Raw genomic sequence first — 16746 nt, 5'->3', positions numbered from 1 at the left:
CGCCCTACTCGCGGCGCCGCTCGTTCCCGTCGCGCTTGGCCTCGGAGGCCGGACGGGCGGCGATCACGGGGTGGGCGCCGGTGAAGCCGTCCCGGGCGGACGCGATCGCCAGGATGCGCGGCTTCGCGACGTGCCAGCCCACGATCAGGGCGGGCACGCCGACCACCGCGACGATCCCCACGGTCCAGGTGCCGGTCGGGAAGTCGACGGCGATGAGGACCACCACGATCACCAGGAACGCCAGGGTGAGCCACGAGGTCACCGGGGCGCCGGGCATCCGGAAGGACGGGCGCTCCAGGCGCCCCTGAGCCGCCCAGCGCTGCAGCTGCATCTGGCAGAGGACGATCATGCCCCAGCCCGTGACGATGCCCAGCGCCGAGACGTTGAGGACGATCTCGAAGGCCTCGGACGGCACGAAGAGGTTCAGCACGATCCCGATCAGGGTGATGCTCGCCGTGAGCAGGATGCCGCCGTAGGGGACGCCCTGCTTGTTCATCCGGCCGGTGAAGGCGGGGGCGGAGCCGTTGAGCGCCATGGAGCGGAGGATGCGGCCGGTCGAGTAGAGCCCGGCGTTGATGCTGGAGAGCGCGGCCGTCAGCACGACGAAGTTCATGATCGATCCGGCGATCTCGCCCGAGGAGCCGTCGCCCAGCGAGCTGAAGAACGTGACGAACGGGCTCTCGCCCTTCGAGTAGGCCGTGTAGGGCAGCAGCAGCGTCAGCAGCAGCACCGAGCCGACGTAGAAGACGGCGATGCGCAGGATGACCGAGTTGATGGCGCGCGGGATGACCTTCGCCGGCTCCGCGGTCTCGCCCGCCGCCGTGCCGACAAGCTCGACTCCGGAGTAGGCGAACACCACGCCCTGGACGACCAGGACGCTGGCGATCAGGCCGCCGGGCAGGATGCCGCCGTTGTCGTTCCAGAGGCTGATCCCGGGGTCCACGGCGACGCCGCCGGACTGCAGCGGCCAGCCCGCGGCGAGCACGACGACGCCGATCACCAGGAAGACCACCAGCGCCGTGACCTTGATCAGCGCGAACCAGAACTCCAGCTCCCCGAAGACCTTGACCGAGACGAGGTTCAGCGAGAGCACGACGACCAGGGCGATGAGTGCGAGGAGCCACTGGGGCACGGAGGAGAAGAGCGACCAGTACTTCACGTACAGGGCCACCGCGGTGACGTCGGCGATCGCGGTCATCGCCCAGTTCAGGAAGTACATCCAGCCGGCGACGAAGGCGGCCTTCTCGCCCAGGAACTCGCGGGCGTAGGAGATGAAGGAGCCCGAGCTCGGCCGGTGCAGGACCAGCTCGCCGAGCGCGCGGAGTATCAGGTAGGCGAAGACGCCGCAGACCGCGTACACGACGACGAGCGAGGGACCGGCGGTGGCGAGTCGGCCGCCGGCGCCGAGGAAGAGGCCGGTGCCGATCGCGCCGCCGATGGCGATCATCTGCAGCTGCCGGGGCTTGAGGCCGGGACGGTAGCCCTCCTGCTCCTTCGAGAAGTCGGGCTGCACGGGCCCGCGGTCGTCGTCGCTCTGCGTCACGGGGGCTCCCTCGTCACCGGATCGCGCCGGGCGGCTGCTCCGGCACGCCCGTCAGGGTAAGGGCGCGCTGCTCGGAGGAGGCGGGTGGCGCGGTCCGCGGCGTGCGGATCCTCTCAGGATCGGGGCGCCTACCCTGGAGGCATGAGCGGTCCCGACCTCGCACGGCAGTCCTCGCTCGAGGGCGTCCGGATCCCGTCGCCGGCGAGGCGCCTGAACGGCGGCACCGATCCGGCGCTCGTCTGGCGCAACGAGCTCGACGGGCTGACCTTCCGCGTGGACGCCGGGTACCTGAAGTGGAATCCCCGGTCCACGGGCGTCGACCTCCGTCGCGAGATCGCGCGTCTGCGCTGGCTGGAGGGGCGGATCGACGCGCCCCGGATCCTGGAGGCGGGCGAGGACGAGGAGGGGCAGTGGCTCCTCACCGCACCGCTGCCCGGGCGGAGCGCCGTCGATCCGAAGTGGACAGCCCGGCCGGAGGAGGCCGTCCGCGCGATCGCGGCCGGCCTGCGGGCGGTCCACGCGCTCCCCGTCGACGCGGTGCCCGAAGAGCTGCGCGGCGACTCCTGGTTTGCGCGCCGGCCGTCGGCGCTCGGCGCGGCTCCGGAGCTCGTGGACCCCGTCGTGGTGCACGGCGACGCGTGCGCTCCGAACACGCTCGTCGACGACGACGGACGCTGGAGCGGCACGGTCGACGTCGGCGACCTGGGCGTGGGCGACCGCTGGGCGGATCTGGCGGTCGCCGCGGTCAGCCTCGGCTGGAACTACGGCCCCGGCCACACCCCGCTGCTCCTCGCGGAGTACGGAGCGGATCCGGACGACGAGCGCGCGGCCTACTACCGCGCGCTCTGGTCGGCCGAGTCCTGAGTCACTTCTTCTTCGCGGCCTCGTCGTCCTGGGCCGCGCCCTCGTCGCTGCGGTTCTCGCTCGCCAGGCGCAGCCAGCGTCCGTCGCGGACGTCCTTCTCGTGCACGGCCGCCTTCTTGTCGCTCGCGGCGGTGTCGCGTGGGGGGAGCTGGATGGTCTCCTCCGCCTCGATGCCCGCCTGCAGCTCGCGTCCGCGCTCGAGCTCGGCGTCGAACTCCGCGCCGAAGAGCAGGGCGATGTTGGTGATCCAGATCCAGAGGAGGAAGACGATCACCGCGCCGAGCGAGCCGTAGGTCTTGTTGTAGTTGGAGAAGTTGGCCACGTAGAACGCGAAGCCGGTCGAGGCGATCAGCCAGATCGCCAGGGCGACGATCGATCCGATGCTGATCCAGCGGAACTTCGGCTGGCGGATGTTGGGCGCCCAGTAGTAGAGGATCGCGACGATCACGATCGCGATGACCACGAGCACCGGCCATTTCGCGATGTTCCACACGGTGAGGGCGGCGGGGCCGAGGCCCATGACGTCGCCGACGGCGGTCGCGACCGGTCCGCTGAGCACGAGGATGAGCGCCGCGATCACGATCAGGACGACCGTCACCACGGTCACGCCGAGCATCGTCGGGCGGAGCTTCCAGAAGGGGCGCCCCTCGTCGATCTGGTAGACGCGGTTCATCGCGCGGCCGAAGGCGCCGACGTAGCCGGAGGCGGACCAGATCGCTCCGACGACACCGGTCACGAAGGCGAGACCCGCGGCGGAGGAGCTGGTCAGCGCCTGGATCGGGTCGCGCAGCAGGTCGACGACCTCGCTCGACGCGAGGTTCCCGATCAGGTCGAGGACCAGATCGGTGGTGGCCTGCGCCTGGCCGAAGAGCCCCAGCACCGACACGATCGCGAGCAGGGCGGGGAAGAGCGCGAGCACGGCGTAGTAGGTGAGCGCGGCGGCGAGGTCGGTGCACTGGTCCGCGCCGAACTCGCGAGCCGTCTTCTTGAGGACGTAGAACCAGGAGCGCTTGGTGATGTCGGTGACGTCGTCGGGCTTCCGGGAATCGTCGGGATCGGGCGCTGTCTTCTCGCGGGTCGTGCTCTGCTCGGCCATGCGGACACGCTACGGGGCCGACAGTCGTCGGACGGCCCCCTTGACGGCGCGGCCGGTCGTGTCGCGGGTCAGGCCCGGCGCTGGCGCGCGGCGGCGAGGGTGCCGAAGAGGAGGAAGGAGCAGGTCGCGGCGAGGACGGTCAGCAGGGGAGCCTCCCAGCCGCCGCTCGCGTCGTGCGCGAAGCCGATGACGGTCGGGGCGGTGGCGGCCACGGCGTAGCCGATCCCCTGCACCGTGGCCGAGAGCCGCGACGCGTGGGCGTCGGAGCGGGAGAGCCGCACGACGAGCACGAAGACCACCGTGAATCCTCCGCCCTGGGCCGCGCCGCCCAGCACGCACCAGAGCGCCCAGAGCTGCGGGGCGAGCAGCAGCCCCGCCGGCACCGTGCACCAGAGGAGGCCGACGAGCACGATGCTCCCCAGCGGTCCGAGCCTGCGGACCAGGAGCGGGACGCCGAGGGCGCCGGCGACCGCGGCGAGCTGGAACACGGAGGCGCTCGCGCCCGCGGTCGCGATCGAGAAGCCGTTGCGGTCGACGAGCAGCGAGGGGAGCCACGCCGTCACTCCGTAGTACGAGAACGCCTGGCTCGAGAAGCAGAGCGCGAGCGCCAGCACGGTCGCGCTGCGGAAGATCCGCGGAGCCGGTGCGGCCGGTGCGCGGTCGGCACGGGACGGGCGGGGAGTCGGACGCAGGGCCGCCCGAGGCCCCACGGCCACGAGCCAGCCGGCCAGAGCGAGGGCGTTGAGGGCGAGCCAGACGAGCAGGGCGCCGCGCCAGCCGAGCGCCAGAGCGAGCGGAGCGGTGCCGAGCGAGGTGATCGTCGAGCCGACGTTGAGGGCCGCGGTGTAAACGCCCGTCGTGAGGTCGACGCGCTCGGGAGCGACGTCCCGCCGGATCACGACGGGGAGGACGACGTTGCCGATCGTGATGGAGACGCCGATCAGGACGGTGCCCGTCACGGCCGGTCCCACGTCGCCGATCGATCGGACGATCGTGCCGAGCGCGACGCCGATCACCGTGACGGTCACGGCGGCGTCGGGTCCCGCGCGGCGGATCACCAGGAGGGCGAGCGGAGTCGCCAGGGCGAAGCAGAGCACGGGGATGCTGGTGAGGATCCCCGCCTGGCCCGCGGACAGCGCGAGGTCCTCGCGCACCGCGTCGATGATGGGCGCGACGGCGACGATCGGACCGCGCAGGACCAGCGCGACCAGGGCGACCGCCACGACGAGGAGCCAGGGAGCGCTCCGGCGCGCGGTCATCGGGGCGTCGAGGGCCGCGGCACCCCGGTCAGCCGGTCAGGCCGGGGACCCCGGCCGAGAGGTTGCCGACGATGGTGAAGACGCCCGACACCAGACCGAGGATCCCGGTGACGAGTCCGGCCGTCGCGAGCCCGCGACCGCCTCCGACGAGCGGTGCGGCCGCCCGGCCCTTCGCCGAGAAGACGATGGCGAGGATCGAGGGGATCAGCAGCGGATTGATCAGCAGGCTCAGGACGCCGAGCACGAGGCTCGCGATCGCCATGGGGTTGCGGCCCGCCGCGGAGGACGGGGCGGACGGATAGGCGTACAGCTCCTGCTCCGGAGCGCCCGGGGGCGTGCCGTAGGCGGGAGCGGGCGCCGAGGAGGACGGGCGGGACCGGTCCGTCCACGCCGCGCCGTCCCAGTAGAGCTCCGAGCCGAGGTCGGCCGGGTGCGGGTACCACCCGGGCGCGGGCAGCGGAGCGGAGTCGTCGGGCATGGGGCGAGTCTAGAGCGGCGCCGATCAGCTCTTGGGCTGCTCGATGCCGAGCGCGTTCCCGTCGGGATCGAGGATCCAGGACGCCCAGACGCTGCCGCGGTCGGCCACGCCGTTCTCGGTGCGCAGCTCGTCGCTGTCGTAGTCCTCCGGAGCCACGCCCCGAGCCGCCAGCGCGTCCAGCTCGGCGCGCAGGTCGGCCACCCGCCAGGCGGCCTTGGTCTGCTCGTCCTTCGAGCCCGTGGTGCTGGCGGTGACGGTGAGCCGCGTGCCGCCGCAGGAGTAGGCGATCGCCGACTCGCTCTCCTCGAGGACCTCCAGTCCCAGGGAGCCGGCGTAGAAGGCGCGGGAGGCGGCGAGGTCGCGGGAGAGCAGAACGGGGCCGATGGGGGAGTCGGAGAGCACGGTGAGTCCTTTCGTCGGTGGGCCTCCAGTCGACGCCCGCTGCGGCCCGGCGCGGAAGGGGTTGCCACCGGGCCGGCCGGAGGGGGCTGGCGCGGCAGAATGGCCTCGGCCGTGCCCGCCGCGCGGCCGGGAGGAGCCCTCATGAGCTGGACCATCGACGAGGTGGCGTGGACCCACCCGGACGCCGAGCGTCTGCGCGACGCGCAGCGGTGCGAGCTCGACGAGCGCTACGGCAACGACGACCACGAGCCCGGCACGCCGCCCTCGGCCGACGACGTGCCCGTCTTCCTCGTCGCCCGCGACGCGAGCGGCACGGCGGTGGCCTGCGGCGGACTGCGGCCTCTCGACGACGACGTCCTCGGACCGGGGGCGATCGAGGTGAAGCGGATGTTCGCCGACCCCGTCGCCCGCGGCACCGGAGCGGCCACGGCCGTCCTGCGCGCGCTCGAGGCGCGGGCGGCCGCTCTGGGCACGACGCGCCTGGTGCTGGAGACCGGGACGCTCCAGCCCGACGCGATGCGGTTCTACCTCCGGGAGGGCTACCACGCCATCCCGCCGTTCGGCGCCTACATCGGGTCCGAGCACTCGGTCTGCTACGCCCGCGATCTCGCTCCCGGCGCCTGAGCGTCAGCGGCGCAGGGTCTCCACCGGGTACTCGCCGAAGCGGCGGTGGTACGCCCCCGAGAAGCGGCCCTGGTTGAGGAAGCCCCAGCGCGCGGAGACGGCGCGCACGGTCTCCTCGCCCGGAGCGGCCTCGCGAAGCTCGACGCGCGCCCGGTCGAGACGCACGCCGCGCAGGTAGCCGAGCGGAGTGTCGCCGAAGTGCCTCCGGAACGCGGCCTGCAGCGCCCGCGGAGTGAGCCCCGCCGCTGCCGCGATGTCGGACACGGTGACGGGCGACGCGGCGAACGCGTGCAGGAACTCGGCGGCCCGCAGCAGGTGCTCGAGCCCCGGCCGCAGCACCTGCGCCGGAACGACGACCGGCCGGTGCGCGAAGGTCGCGAGCAGGTGCAGAGCGACACCGCGCTCGGCCGCCACGAGCTGCAGCGCGGTCGCCTCGCGGCCAGACCGCAGGACGCCCGCGAAGTCGTCGACCGCCCGCCACCAGCCCGGCAGCGCCGAGGCGGAGGCGATCGAGCGGTGGTCGAAGACGAGCGGCAGCGGCACGCCGTCGCCGGCCTCGGACGAGACCTGCTCGAGGAGGCCGGCGGCCACGTGCACGAGCCGCTGCTGGAAGTCGCGGCTGACGAACTCGAACGGACGCGCGCTGGGGAACACGACCGGCCGCCCCGGCAGGTGGACGATCCGATCGCCCTCCGGGTCCACCACGCTCGTGCCGGAGAGGAACCACGAGACGACGTACTCGCCCTCCGGACGCAGCCCCCCGGACACGGAGCCCCGGAACACCGACGTCCGCAGGCTCACGCCCTCGCTCCCGGAGACGTCGTAGCGGAAGGAGAAGGGCCGCTCGACCGGTTCCGTCCGGAATCCCGACCCGCCGTAGCCGTCCGAGTAGAAGCGCCGCGCCTCCTCCAGGTCGGCCCCGGAGCGCGTGAAGCGCTGCAGCGCAGGACCGGCACCCATCTGACCAGGATGACACCTGGACGGATTGCGCACCGGTCGCCGCCGCGCCCCTCTCCGGGGCACGTCCTGTCGGCAGGGTGACGGGGTCGGGCGACACGGACGGAGACGCATGGAGATCAGCGCACGCAGACTCGCGGCACGCGACGCGGTGGCCGTCGTCGCCGTGCTCGCCGCACTCGAGGGGGCGCTCGCCGTGGACTCTCTGCCGCCGGGGCTGGAGGAGATCCTCCTGCACCAGTTCGAGCGCAGCTCGCTCGTGCTCCCCGGCGCCGACCGGGACGAGCTCGCCTCCGCTCTGCGCGCGCTCGACGCCCGCGTGCGCGACGCGCTCGGGTAGAGGCCGCCGCCGACTACAGTCGAGGGGTCAACCGAGCCCGAGGAGTGCCCGCACGTGTCGAACGAACCGTCGAATCCCGCAGAGAACGAGTCCCACTCGGTCGTCACCGAGGCGGGCACGGGATTCACGCACTTCACCGACCGGGCCGTGGTCGCGATCCGCGTCAACGGGGAGCTCAAGGACCTCGCCGCCGACGTCGTGCCGGGCGACCGCATCGAGCCGGTGCTCATCTCCTCGCCGGACGGGCTGAACATCCTCCGCCACTCCGCGGCCCACGTGCTCGCACAGGCGGTGCAGCAGATCAACCCGGAGGCGAAGCTGGGCATCGGCCCGCCCGTCACCGACGGCTTCTACTACGACTTCGACGTCGAGGAGCCCTTCACGCCCGAGGCGATGAAGGCGCTCGAGAAGGCGATGGACCGCATCGTCCGCCAGGGCCAGCGGTTCGTGCGCCGCGTCGTCTCCGAGGAGGAGGCGCGCGCCGAGCTCGCCGGCGAGCCCTACAAACTCGAGCTGATCAGGATCAAGGGCGGGGGAGCCGAGGACGAGAGCGTCGAGGTCGGCGGCGCCGAGCTCACCATCTACGACAACGTCGACCCGCGTTCCGGCGAGACGGTCTGGAAGGACCTCTGCCGCGGCCCGCATCTGCCCAACACCCGCATGATCGGCAACGGCTACGCCCTGACCCGCAACGCTGCCGCCTACTGGCGCGGCTCGGAGAAGAACCCGCAGCTGCAGCGCGTCTACGGCACCGCGTGGCCCACGAAGGACGAGCTGCGCGAGCACCAGGCCCGCCTCGAGGAGGCGGCGCGCCGCGACCACCGCAAGCTCGGCCACGAGCTCGACCTGTTCTCCTTCCCGGACGAGATCGGCTCCGGCCTCGCGGTCTTCCACCCCAAGGGCGGGATCATCCGCTACGAGATCGAGCAGTACATGCGCGAGCAGCTGCTCGCCCACGACTACGAGCTCGTCTACACGCCGCACATCACCAAGGGCGACCTGTTCCTGACGAGCGGGCACCTGCAGTGGTACTCCGAGGGGATGTTCCCCCCGATGCACCTCGACGAGCTGCAGGACGAGGACGGCAACGTCACCCGCCAGGGCCAGGACTACTACCTCAAGCCCATGAACTGCCCGTTCCACAACCTGATCTTCCGCTCGCGCGGCCGCAGCTACCGCGAGCTCCCGCTGCGCCTGGCCGAGTTCGGCACCGTGTACCGCTACGAGAAGAGCGGCACCCTGCAGGGCCTCACCCGCGTGCGCGGCCTGACCCAGGACGACGCCCACATCTACGTCGCGCAGGAGGACGTGTCGGCCGAGCTGACCCGCAACCTCGAGTTCGTGCTGCAGGTGCTGCGCGACTACGGCCTCGACGACTTCTACCTCGAGCTGTCCACGAACGAGGAGGGCAACCCGAAGTTCGTCGGTGCGCCCGAGCAGTGGGAGGAGGCGATCGAGTCGCTGCGCGCGGTCGCCGTCGCCTCCGGTCTCGAGCTGGTGCCGGATCCGGGAGGAGCGGCGTTCTACGGTCCGAAGATCTCGGTGCAGGCGCGCGACGCCATCGGCCGCACCTGGCAGATGTCGACCATCCAGCTCGACTTCAACCAGCCCGAGCGCTTCGAGCTCGAGTACACGGCCTCGGACGGCTCGAAGAAGCGGCCCGTGATGATCCACCGCGCGCTCTTCGGCTCCATCGAGCGCTTCTTCGCGATCCTCACCGAGCACTACGCCGGGGCGTTCCCGGTCTGGCTGTCGCCGGTCCAGGTCGTGGGCATCCCGATCGCCGACGAGTACCTGCCCTACCTCGAGGAGGTCGTCGGCGAGCTCAAGCGGTCGGGCATCCGCGCCGAGATCGACTACTCCAGCGACCGGATGCAGAAGAAGATCCGCAACGCCACGCTGCAGAAGGTGCCCTTCCAGATGATCGTGGGGGAGAAGGACCGCGACGCCGGAGCCGTCAGCTTCCGCTTCCGAGACGGCACGCAGGAGAACGGGATCCCGGTCGCCGACGCCGTCGCGCGCATCCGCGAGGCCGTCGCCTCGAAGGCGCAGGTCTGAGCGTGAGCGACGGCTGCGTGCCCGAGGGAGCGGAGGGCTCGGCGCACCTCGCCGGGGTTCCCGACGAGTTCCAGCGCCTGTGGACGCCGCACCGGATGGTCTACATCCAGAAGGGGCAGCCCGGAGCCGACGACTGCCCCTTCTGCGTGGCGCCGACGCTGAGCGACGAGGAGGCCCTCATCGTCGCCCGCGGGGAGCATGCCTACGTCCTGCTGAACCTGTTCCCGTACAACTCCGGCCACCTCCTGGTCTGCCCGTACCGGCACATCCCGCTCTACGACGAGGCCACTCCCGAGGAAGTGGCCGAGATCGGAGCGCTCACGCAGACGGCCATGCGCGTCGTCCGCTCGGTCTCGAACAACGACGGCTTCAACCTCGGGATGAACCAGGGCGCGGTCGCGGGAGCGGGGATCGCCGCGCACCTGCACCAGCACGTGGTTCCGCGCTGGGCGACCGACGCGAACTTCTTCCCGATCATCGCCCGCACGAAGGCGCTCCCGCAGCTGCTCGGCGACGTGCGGGCGAGCCTCGCGGCGGCCTGGCCGAGCCTCTAGACCGCCGCCCGGTCCCCTGTCCAGCGCCGCGGACGGTGGGCGCCGTCTCGTAGACTCGGAGCTGCCGTCGGCGGAAGTCGCCGCACAGAACAGGACTCGCGAACATGACCGACACCACCACTCCGTCCTCGTCCGCTCCCGAGCAGTTCGGCTCGAGCCGCGTCAAGCGCGGTCTCGCCGAGATGCTCAAGGGCGGCGTCATCATGGACGTCGTCGACGCCGATCAGGCCCGCATCGCGGAGGACGCCGGCGCGGTCGCCGTCATGGCGCTCGAGCGCGTCCCCGCCGACATCCGCTCGCAGGGCGGCGTCGCACGCATGAGCGACCCCGACCTGATCGACGGCATCGTCTCCGCCGTGTCGATCCCCGTCATGGCGAAAGCGCGCATCGGCCACTTCGTCGAGGCGCAGATCCTTCAGGAGCTCGGCGTCGACTACATCGACGAGTCCGAGGTCCTCTCGCCCGCCGACTACGTGAACCACATCGACAAGTGGAACTTCACCGTCCCCTTCGTCTGCGGAGCGACCAACCTGGGCGAGGCGCTGCGCCGCATCACCGAGGGCGCAGCGATGATCCGCTCGAAGGGCGAGGCCGGCACCGGCGACGTCTCCGAGGCGACCAAGCACATCCGCACGATCTCAGGCGAGGTCAACCGCCTGAAGGCGATGACCAAGGACGAGCTCTACGTCGCCGCGAAGGAGCTGCAGGCCCCCTACGACCTGGTCGTCGAGATCGCCCGGACCGGCAAGCTCCCCGTCGTCCTCTTCACCGCCGGCGGGGTCGCGACCCCGGCCGACGCGGCGCTGATGATGCAGCTGGGCGCCGACGGCGTGTTCGTCGGCTCCGGCGTCTTCAAGTCGGGCGAGCCCGCCAAGCGCGCGGCCGCGATCGTGAAGGCGACCACCTTCTTCGACGACGCGAAGGTCGTCGCGGAGGCCTCGCGCGGCCTGGGCGAGGCGATGGTCGGCATCAACGTGGCCGACGTGCCCGCGCCGCACCGCCTCGCCGAGCGTGGCTGGTAGCGCCGACGCGCCGCTCGCCGGCGCAGGACTGACGCGGGAGTCCCTCGAGGGGCTCCGCGTCGGCGTCCTCGCGCTGCAGGGCGACTTCCGTGAGCACGCGCACGTCCTGCGCGAGCTGGGCGCCGAGGTGGTGCTCGTGCGCCGCCCGGAGGAGCTCGCCGCCGTCGCGGGGCTGGTCATCCCGGGCGGCGAGTCCACGGTGATGGACAAGCTGTCGCGACTCTTCGGCCTCGCGGAGTCGGTCGTCGAGGCGATCAGTGCGGGGATGCCCGTCTACGGGACGTGCGCCGGGCTGATCATGCTCGCCGACCGGGTCCTCGACCGCATCGACGGCCAGAGCAGCTTCGGCGGCCTGGACGTGTCGGTCCGGAGGAACGCGTTCGGCAACCAGCTCGACTCCTTCGAGACCGATCTTGACGTGCCGGCCATCGGCGATCCGCCGGTGCACGCGGTCTTCATCCGCGCACCGGTCGTGGAGGAGCTGGGGGAGCGGGCGACCGCGCTCGCCAGCGTCGCCGACGGGCGGGTGGTCGCGGTCGAGCAGGGCAACCTCCTCGGGACGGCGTTCCACCCCGAGATCACCGGCGACTACCGGTTCCACGAGCTGTTCCTGCGGAAGGTCGCGGCGACGCGCTTCGGCGACTGACCGGCTGCCGTCCCCTCCGCCAGGGGTGGACGGTGCGGGACCCGCGGGCCAGGGTGGTCGCATGCCCGAACTCCCCGAGGTCCAGGCCCTCGCCCTCGATCTCGACGCGCGCCTGGGCGGACGCGTCCTCGAGCGGCTCGACGTGTTCGCGATCTCCGCCCTCAAGACCGTCGCCATCCCGCCGTCGGCTCTGTCCGGCGAGACCGTCCACGGAGTGTCGCGGCACGGCAAGTTCCTCGACATCGCAGTCGGCGAGGCCCACGTCCTCCTGCACCTCGCCCGCGCCGGCTGGGTCCGCTGGCGGCCCGAGCGGCCGACGGCTCCGGCGAAGCCCGGCCGGGGCCCGCTCGCCGCTCGGCTGGTCCTCGACGACGGGTCGGGGTTCGACGTGACGGAGGCCGGCACCAAGAAGAGCCTCGCGCTCTCGATCGTCGCCGATCCGCTCGACGTCCCGGGCGTCGCCCGGCTGGGTCCCGATCCGCTGGACCCGGAGTTCACCGAGGAGATCCTCGGCGCGATCCTCGCCACGGCGGGCCGGTCGCAGGTGAAGGGCGTCCTCCGCGACCAGTCCCGCATCGCGGGCATCGGCAACGCCTACTCCGACGAGATCCTCCACGTGGCGCGCATGTCGCCCTTCAAGCCCGCCGCGCTCACCGCCGACGAGCTGGGCCGCCTCTACGCGGCTCTCCGCTACACCCTCGAGGAGGCGCTCGCCCGCGCCGAGGGCCTGCACGCGGCCGACCTCAAGCGCGAGAAGAAGCTCGGCATGCGCGTCCACGGCCGCACAGGAGAGGCGTGCCCCGTCTGCGGCGACACGATCCGCCAGGTGGTCTTCCACGACTCCACGCTCCAGTACTGCCCCACCTGCCAGACCGACGGCAGGATCCTCGCCGACCGGCTGCTGTCGCGGCTGATCAGATAGCGAGCCGGTCCCTGCCCGGCTCGCCGCGGTCGGCTTCCGGGGGTGGCGGGACGGGTGGAGCGGGTCGCGTCCGCCTACAGCGATCCGCTGGCACGCGGATCACTCGTTCGGCTGTGCTTGTGGCGAGCCGGTCCCTGCCCGGCTCGCCGCGGTCGGGTTCCGGAGATGGCGGGGCGGGTGGAGTGGGTCGCGTTCGCCTACAGCGATCCGCTGGCACGCGGATCACTGGTTCGGCGGTGCAGGGGCTGCCGAGATGGCGGCTCGTCTTCGGCGAGGAGGGTGTGGAAGGCTCGGCGCTCGGGCCGAGACGGGCGCGGACCGGCTCTCGAATAGACTGGCCCCTGCCATCAGCGGCGCCCTCGGGGGCCGCACGCAACGAGATTTCCGAGGGAGCACCGTGTCCGGGCATTCCAAGTGGGCCACGACCAAGCACCAGAAGGCGATCAAGGACTCGCGCCGCGCGAAGTCCTTCGCCAAGCTGATCAAGAACATCGAGGTGGCCGCCAAGATCGGCGGCGCCGACCTCTCCGGCAACCCGACGCTCGTCGACGCCGTGCAGAAGGCGAAGAAGACCTCGGTGCCGAACGACAACATCGACCGCGCGATCAAGCGCGGCGCCGGCCTCACCGGCGAGGTCATCGACTACACGACGATCATGTACGAGGCCTACGGCCCCAACGGCATCGCCCTGCTCGTCGAGTGCCTCACCGACAACAAGAACCGCGCCGCGGCGGACGTCCGCACCGCGATGACCCGCAACGGCGGCACCATGGCCGACCCGGGCAGCGTCGCCTACAACTTCGCACGCAAGGGCGTCATCTCCGTGCCCCACGGAGAGAGCGTCACCGAGGACGACGTGCTCGGCGCGGTCCTCGACTTCGGCGTCGACGACGTCCTCGACCACGGCGAGAGCTTCGAGGTCCGCGTCGAGCCGAGCGAGCTCGTCCCGGCCCGCTCGGCCCTGCAGGAGGCGGGCATCGACTACGACTCCGCCGACATCGAGTTCGTCGCCTCTCTCCAGGTCGAGGCCGACGCCGAGACGGCTCGCAAGGTCTTCCGCCTGATCGACGCGCTCGAGGACTCGGACGACGTGCAGAACGTCTACACCAACCTCGACATCACGGCAGAGGTGCGCGCCGAGCTCGAGAACGAGGAGTGACGCGGTGAGCCCGGCCCGATCCCAAAGGGCGGCCTGATGCGCGTCCTCGGGATCGACCCCGGGCTCACCCGCTGCGGCGTCGGCATCGTCGACGTCTCGCGCGACCGCCGCGCGACCCTCGTGCACGTGACGGTCCTCCGAACACCGCCCGATGACGCGCTGGAGCGCCGCCTGCTGGCCCTTGGCGACGGGCTCGAGGCACTGCTCGACGAGCACCGCCCCGACGCCGTCGCGATCGAGCGGGTCTTCGCTCAGAACAACGTCAGCACCGTGATGGGCATCGCGCAGATCAGCGGCGTCGCCCTCGTCGCGGCGGCCCGGCGCGGGCTCCCGGTCGGGATGCACACGCCGAGCGAGGTGAAGGCCGCCGTCACCGGCTACGGAGCCGCGGACAAGCGCCAGGTCACCGCGATGATCCAGCGCGTCCTCCGGCTCGACGCCCCGCCGCGGCCGGCCGACGCGGCCGACGCTCTCGCCCTGGCCGTCTGCCACGCCTGGCGGGCCCCTCTCGCGCCCTTCTCCGGGTCGGCGGGAGCCGGTGCCGACGGAGCGGCGGGCGGCACAGCAGCGCAGCGGGCGTGGCGCGCCGCCGAGGCCGCGAGTCGAACGCCTGTTCGAGCATCTAGACTGACGCGGTGATCTCCTCCCTCCGCGGCACCGTCCTCTCCGCCCGCGGGAGTCTCGCCGTCCTCGACGTCCACGGCGTCGGCTACGCGGTGAACGTGACCCCGCAGCACGCGCTCGAGATGCGCGTCGGCGACGAGACCACGGTCAGCACCGTGCTCGTCGTCCGCGAGGACTCGCTGACCCTCTACGGCTTCCCCGACGAGGAGCAGCTCGAGATCTTCGAGCTGCTGATCGGCGTGACCGGCGTCGGCCCGAAGTCCGCCCTCGGCGTGCTCGGCGCGGTCGAGCCGGACCGGATCGCGCAGGCGGTCGCCGACGAGGACGACGGGGTGTTCCGGAAGGTCAGCGGCATCGGCCCGAAGACGGCCAAGCTGATCATCCTGTCGCTCGCCGGCAAGGTGACCGTCCGTCCGCGCGCCGCCCGCGGCTCCGGTCCCGCCGCCACCGCCGCGCAGAACGTGCTCGCGGCGCTCGTCGGCCTGGGCTGGCCCGAGCGCACCGCGGCCGATGTGGTCGACGAGATCCTGCTCGACGCGCAGGCCTCCGACGCCGCGAACGTGCAGGCGCTGCTCCGGCTCGCCCTCGCCCGCCTCGGTCCGGCGGCCCGCTCGTGAGCGACGAGGTGCTGGGCGCCGAGGTCGCATCGGAGGCCGAGGTCGCCTTCGAGGGCGCCCTGCGGCCCAGGAACCTCAGCGAGTTCGTCGGCCAGCGCAAGGTGCGCGGCCAGCTCGAGCTGCTGCTCAAGGCCGCGGCCATGCAGGGCCGGACCCCGGACCACATCCTGCTGGCGGGCCCGCCCGGTCTCGGCAAGACGACCCTCGCGATGATCGTGGCGGAGGAGAGCTCCTCGCCCCTGCGGCTCTCCAGCGGCCCCGCGATCCAGCACGCGGGCGACCTCGCCGCCGTCCTCTCCTCGCTGCTGCCCGGCGAGATCCTCTTCATCGACGAGATCCACCGCATGGCGCGCTCCGCGGAGGAGATGCTCTACCTCGCGATGGAGGACTTCCGGATCGACATCATGGTCGGCAAGGGGGCGGGAGCGACGTCCGTCCCGCTGGATCTCGCCCCGTTCACGCTCGTCGGCGCCACGACCCGCTCCGGCCTGCTGCCCAATCCGCTCCGCGACCGCTTCGGCTTCACCGCGCACCTCGAGTTCTACGCGGAGGACGAGCTGCGGCAGGTGCTCGCCCGGGCGGCACGGCTGCTCGAGCTCGACATCGACGCGGACGCGATCGCCGAGATCGCCGGCCGCTGCCGAGGCACCCCGCGCATCGCCAACCGCCTGCTCCGGCGGGTGCGGGACTTCGCCCTGGTCCACGGCGGACGGGCCGACGTGACCGCCGTCCGCGCGGCGCTGGAGCTCTACGACGTCGACGCGCTCGGACTCGACCGGCTCGACCGCGCGGTGATGGAGATCGTGCTGACCCGCTTCGACGGCGGGCCGGTCGGCCTGAACACCCTCGCCGTGTCGGTGGGGGAGGAGGCGGAGACGGTCGAGGCCGTCGTCGAGCCGTTCCTCGTGCGGATCGGATTGCTGACCCGGACGCCGCGCGGCCGCGTGGCGACCCCCGCCGCCTACCGCCACTTCGGCATCGACCCCCGGGGGACGGCGGCTCAGCCGCCCCTGTTCCCCGATGACCTATGATTCTCTAGGCCCGACGGGCCGCTCGATCCGCTCCGCCTCGACCTGAGGCCGCGCGGCGGATCGCCCATCCACTCCGGAAGGCCCACCCATGGATCCGACGATCATCCTGCTCGTCCTGCTGCTCGCCGTGATGATCATCTTCATGTTCCGCAACAACAAGAAGCGCCAGCGCGACGCGGAGAGCATGAAGAACAACCTCCAGCCGGGGGTGGAGCTGATGACCGGCTCCGGCCTCTTCGGCACCGTCGTGTCGATCGACGACGAGGCGAACAAGATCGTCATCGAGTCGACTCCCGGCACGCTGCTGACCATCCACCGTCAGGCGATCGCCCGGCTCATCGACCCGAGCGAGAACGCCGTCGCCGTCGAGACCGAGGACGAGGCCGACCCGCTGACCGCGACCGGCTCGCCCGAGTTCGGCGAGCGCGACTCCGCGCACCGCGACCCGCTGGTGGACCCGGTCGAGCGCGACCGCCGCCCCGACGCGCAGTAGTCTCCTGGGCGGGCCGGGCGCATCGGCGCCCGCCCGCACTTCTCCACGCCCGGGCGA

General features: G+C 72.1%; 19 protein-coding genes. 13 read left to right on the top strand and 6 right to left on the bottom strand.

All coding sequences use genetic code 11. The features are described 5' to 3' along the window. Nucleotides 1-4: 4 nt before the first annotated feature. Complete coding sequence (locus C5C49_RS12485; protein WP_244229624.1) at nt 5-1543, bottom strand: amino acid permease; 1539 nt, start codon at nt 1541-1543, stop codon at nt 5-7. 141 nt (nt 1544-1684) lie between these two features. Here C5C49_RS12485 and C5C49_RS12480 point away from each other — a divergent pair, with 141 nt between their 5' ends. Next, nucleotides 1685-2407, top strand: a complete 723-nt coding sequence (locus C5C49_RS12480) for an aminoglycoside 3'-phosphotransferase (RefSeq protein ID WP_104346276.1) — start codon at nt 1685-1687, stop codon at nt 2405-2407. A 1-nt stretch (nt 2408) separates the two neighbouring features. On the opposite strand, the gene C5C49_RS12475 is transcribed toward C5C49_RS12480, so the two are convergent. From C5C49_RS12475 to C5C49_RS17070, 4 genes are all read right to left on the bottom strand, one after another. Next, the gene (locus tag C5C49_RS12475) at nt 2409-3503 is read right to left on the bottom strand and encodes a YihY/virulence factor BrkB family protein (protein ID WP_104346275.1); all 1095 of its coding nucleotides are present in this window, start codon (nt 3501-3503) and stop codon (nt 2409-2411) included. 68 nt (nt 3504-3571) lie between these two features. Continuing rightward, the gene (locus C5C49_RS12470) at nt 3572-4762 is read right to left on the bottom strand and encodes a CynX/NimT family MFS transporter (RefSeq protein WP_104346274.1); all 1191 of its coding nucleotides are present in this window, start codon (nt 4760-4762) and stop codon (nt 3572-3574) included. A 28-nt stretch (nt 4763-4790) separates the two neighbouring features. Next, nucleotides 4791-5240: a DUF2510 domain-containing protein gene (locus C5C49_RS12465; protein WP_104224633.1), complete on the bottom strand. Its 450-nt coding sequence runs from the start codon at nt 5238-5240 to the stop codon at nt 4791-4793. Between the two features lie 24 nt (nt 5241-5264). Continuing rightward, nucleotides 5265-5642 carry a VOC family protein gene (locus tag C5C49_RS17070; protein WP_104224632.1) on the bottom strand — a complete coding sequence of 126 codons (378 nt, stop codon included), beginning with the start codon at nt 5640-5642 and terminating at the stop codon, nt 5265-5267. 141 nt (nt 5643-5783) lie between these two features. Between C5C49_RS17070 and C5C49_RS12455 the strand changes: the two genes are divergently transcribed. Continuing rightward, a complete protein-coding gene (locus tag C5C49_RS12455) occupies nt 5784-6266 on the top strand; it encodes a GNAT family N-acetyltransferase (protein ID WP_104346273.1) in 483 nt (160 codons plus the stop codon). Between the two features lie 3 nt (nt 6267-6269). Here the strand turns inward: C5C49_RS12455 and C5C49_RS12450 are convergent, their stop codons facing one another. After that, on the bottom strand, nt 6270-7226 hold the full coding sequence (locus tag C5C49_RS12450; protein ID WP_219814594.1) for an AraC family transcriptional regulator: 957 nt from the start codon (nt 7224-7226) through the stop codon (nt 6270-6272). Nucleotides 7227-7335: 109 nt separating this feature from the next. Between C5C49_RS12450 and C5C49_RS12445 the strand changes: the two genes are divergently transcribed. The 11 genes from C5C49_RS12445 (at nt 7336) to yajC (ending at nt 16689) form a co-directional block, all read left to right on the top strand. Continuing rightward, nucleotides 7336-7563, top strand: a complete 228-nt coding sequence (locus tag C5C49_RS12445) for a hypothetical protein (RefSeq protein ID WP_104346272.1) — start codon at nt 7336-7338, stop codon at nt 7561-7563. Between the two features lie 147 nt (nt 7564-7710). After that, nucleotides 7711-9621, top strand: a complete 1911-nt coding sequence (gene thrS, locus C5C49_RS12440; RefSeq protein WP_258068459.1) for a threonine--tRNA ligase — start codon at nt 7711-7713, stop codon at nt 9619-9621. A gap of 2 nt (nt 9622-9623) precedes the next feature. Next, nucleotides 9624-10175 (top strand): HIT domain-containing protein, encoded by a 552-nt coding sequence (locus C5C49_RS12435; RefSeq protein WP_244230646.1) that lies wholly within the window; start codon nt 9624-9626, stop codon nt 10173-10175. A gap of 104 nt (nt 10176-10279) precedes the next feature. Further along, complete coding sequence (gene pdxS, locus C5C49_RS12430) at nt 10280-11197, top strand: pyridoxal 5'-phosphate synthase lyase subunit PdxS (RefSeq protein ID WP_104224629.1); 918 nt, start codon at nt 10280-10282, stop codon at nt 11195-11197. A gap of 28 nt (nt 11198-11225) precedes the next feature. Next, nucleotides 11226-11843, top strand: coding sequence for a pyridoxal 5'-phosphate synthase glutaminase subunit PdxT (pdxT, locus tag C5C49_RS12425; protein ID WP_104346287.1), 618 nt, complete (start codon nt 11226-11228; stop codon nt 11841-11843). Between the two features lie 61 nt (nt 11844-11904). Then, nucleotides 11905-12765: an Fpg/Nei family DNA glycosylase gene (locus tag C5C49_RS12420; RefSeq protein ID WP_104346270.1), complete on the top strand. Its 861-nt coding sequence runs from the start codon at nt 11905-11907 to the stop codon at nt 12763-12765. A 397-nt stretch (nt 12766-13162) separates the two neighbouring features. Next, nucleotides 13163-13924 (top strand): YebC/PmpR family DNA-binding transcriptional regulator, encoded by a 762-nt coding sequence (locus tag C5C49_RS12415; protein ID WP_104224772.1) that lies wholly within the window; start codon nt 13163-13165, stop codon nt 13922-13924. 36 nt (nt 13925-13960) lie between these two features. Continuing rightward, nucleotides 13961-14563 carry a crossover junction endodeoxyribonuclease RuvC gene (ruvC, locus tag C5C49_RS12410; protein WP_104346269.1) on the top strand — a complete coding sequence of 201 codons (603 nt, stop codon included), beginning with the start codon at nt 13961-13963 and terminating at the stop codon, nt 14561-14563. Next, entirely contained in the window at nt 14560-15165 is a 606-nt protein-coding gene (gene ruvA / locus C5C49_RS12405; RefSeq protein WP_104225337.1) for a Holliday junction branch migration protein RuvA, read from the top strand. The genes ruvC and ruvA overlap by 4 nt, the downstream gene beginning before the upstream one ends. Next, the gene (ruvB, locus tag C5C49_RS12400) at nt 15162-16196 is read left to right on the top strand and encodes a Holliday junction branch migration DNA helicase RuvB (protein WP_104224769.1); all 1035 of its coding nucleotides are present in this window, start codon (nt 15162-15164) and stop codon (nt 16194-16196) included. The genes ruvA and ruvB overlap by 4 nt, the downstream gene beginning before the upstream one ends. An 88-nt stretch (nt 16197-16284) precedes the next feature. Further along, nucleotides 16285-16689 (top strand): preprotein translocase subunit YajC, encoded by a 405-nt coding sequence (yajC, locus tag C5C49_RS12395; RefSeq protein WP_104346268.1) that lies wholly within the window; start codon nt 16285-16287, stop codon nt 16687-16689. Nucleotides 16690-16746: the final 57 nt, after the last annotated feature.

The sequence above is a fragment of the Rathayibacter sp. AY1E2 genome, assembly GCF_002932325.1.
Lineage (GTDB): Bacteria > Actinomycetota > Actinomycetes > Actinomycetales > Microbacteriaceae > Rathayibacter.
The sequence above is the reverse complement of the archived record's forward strand: the minus strand, read 5'-3'. Positions and strand labels throughout refer to the sequence as shown.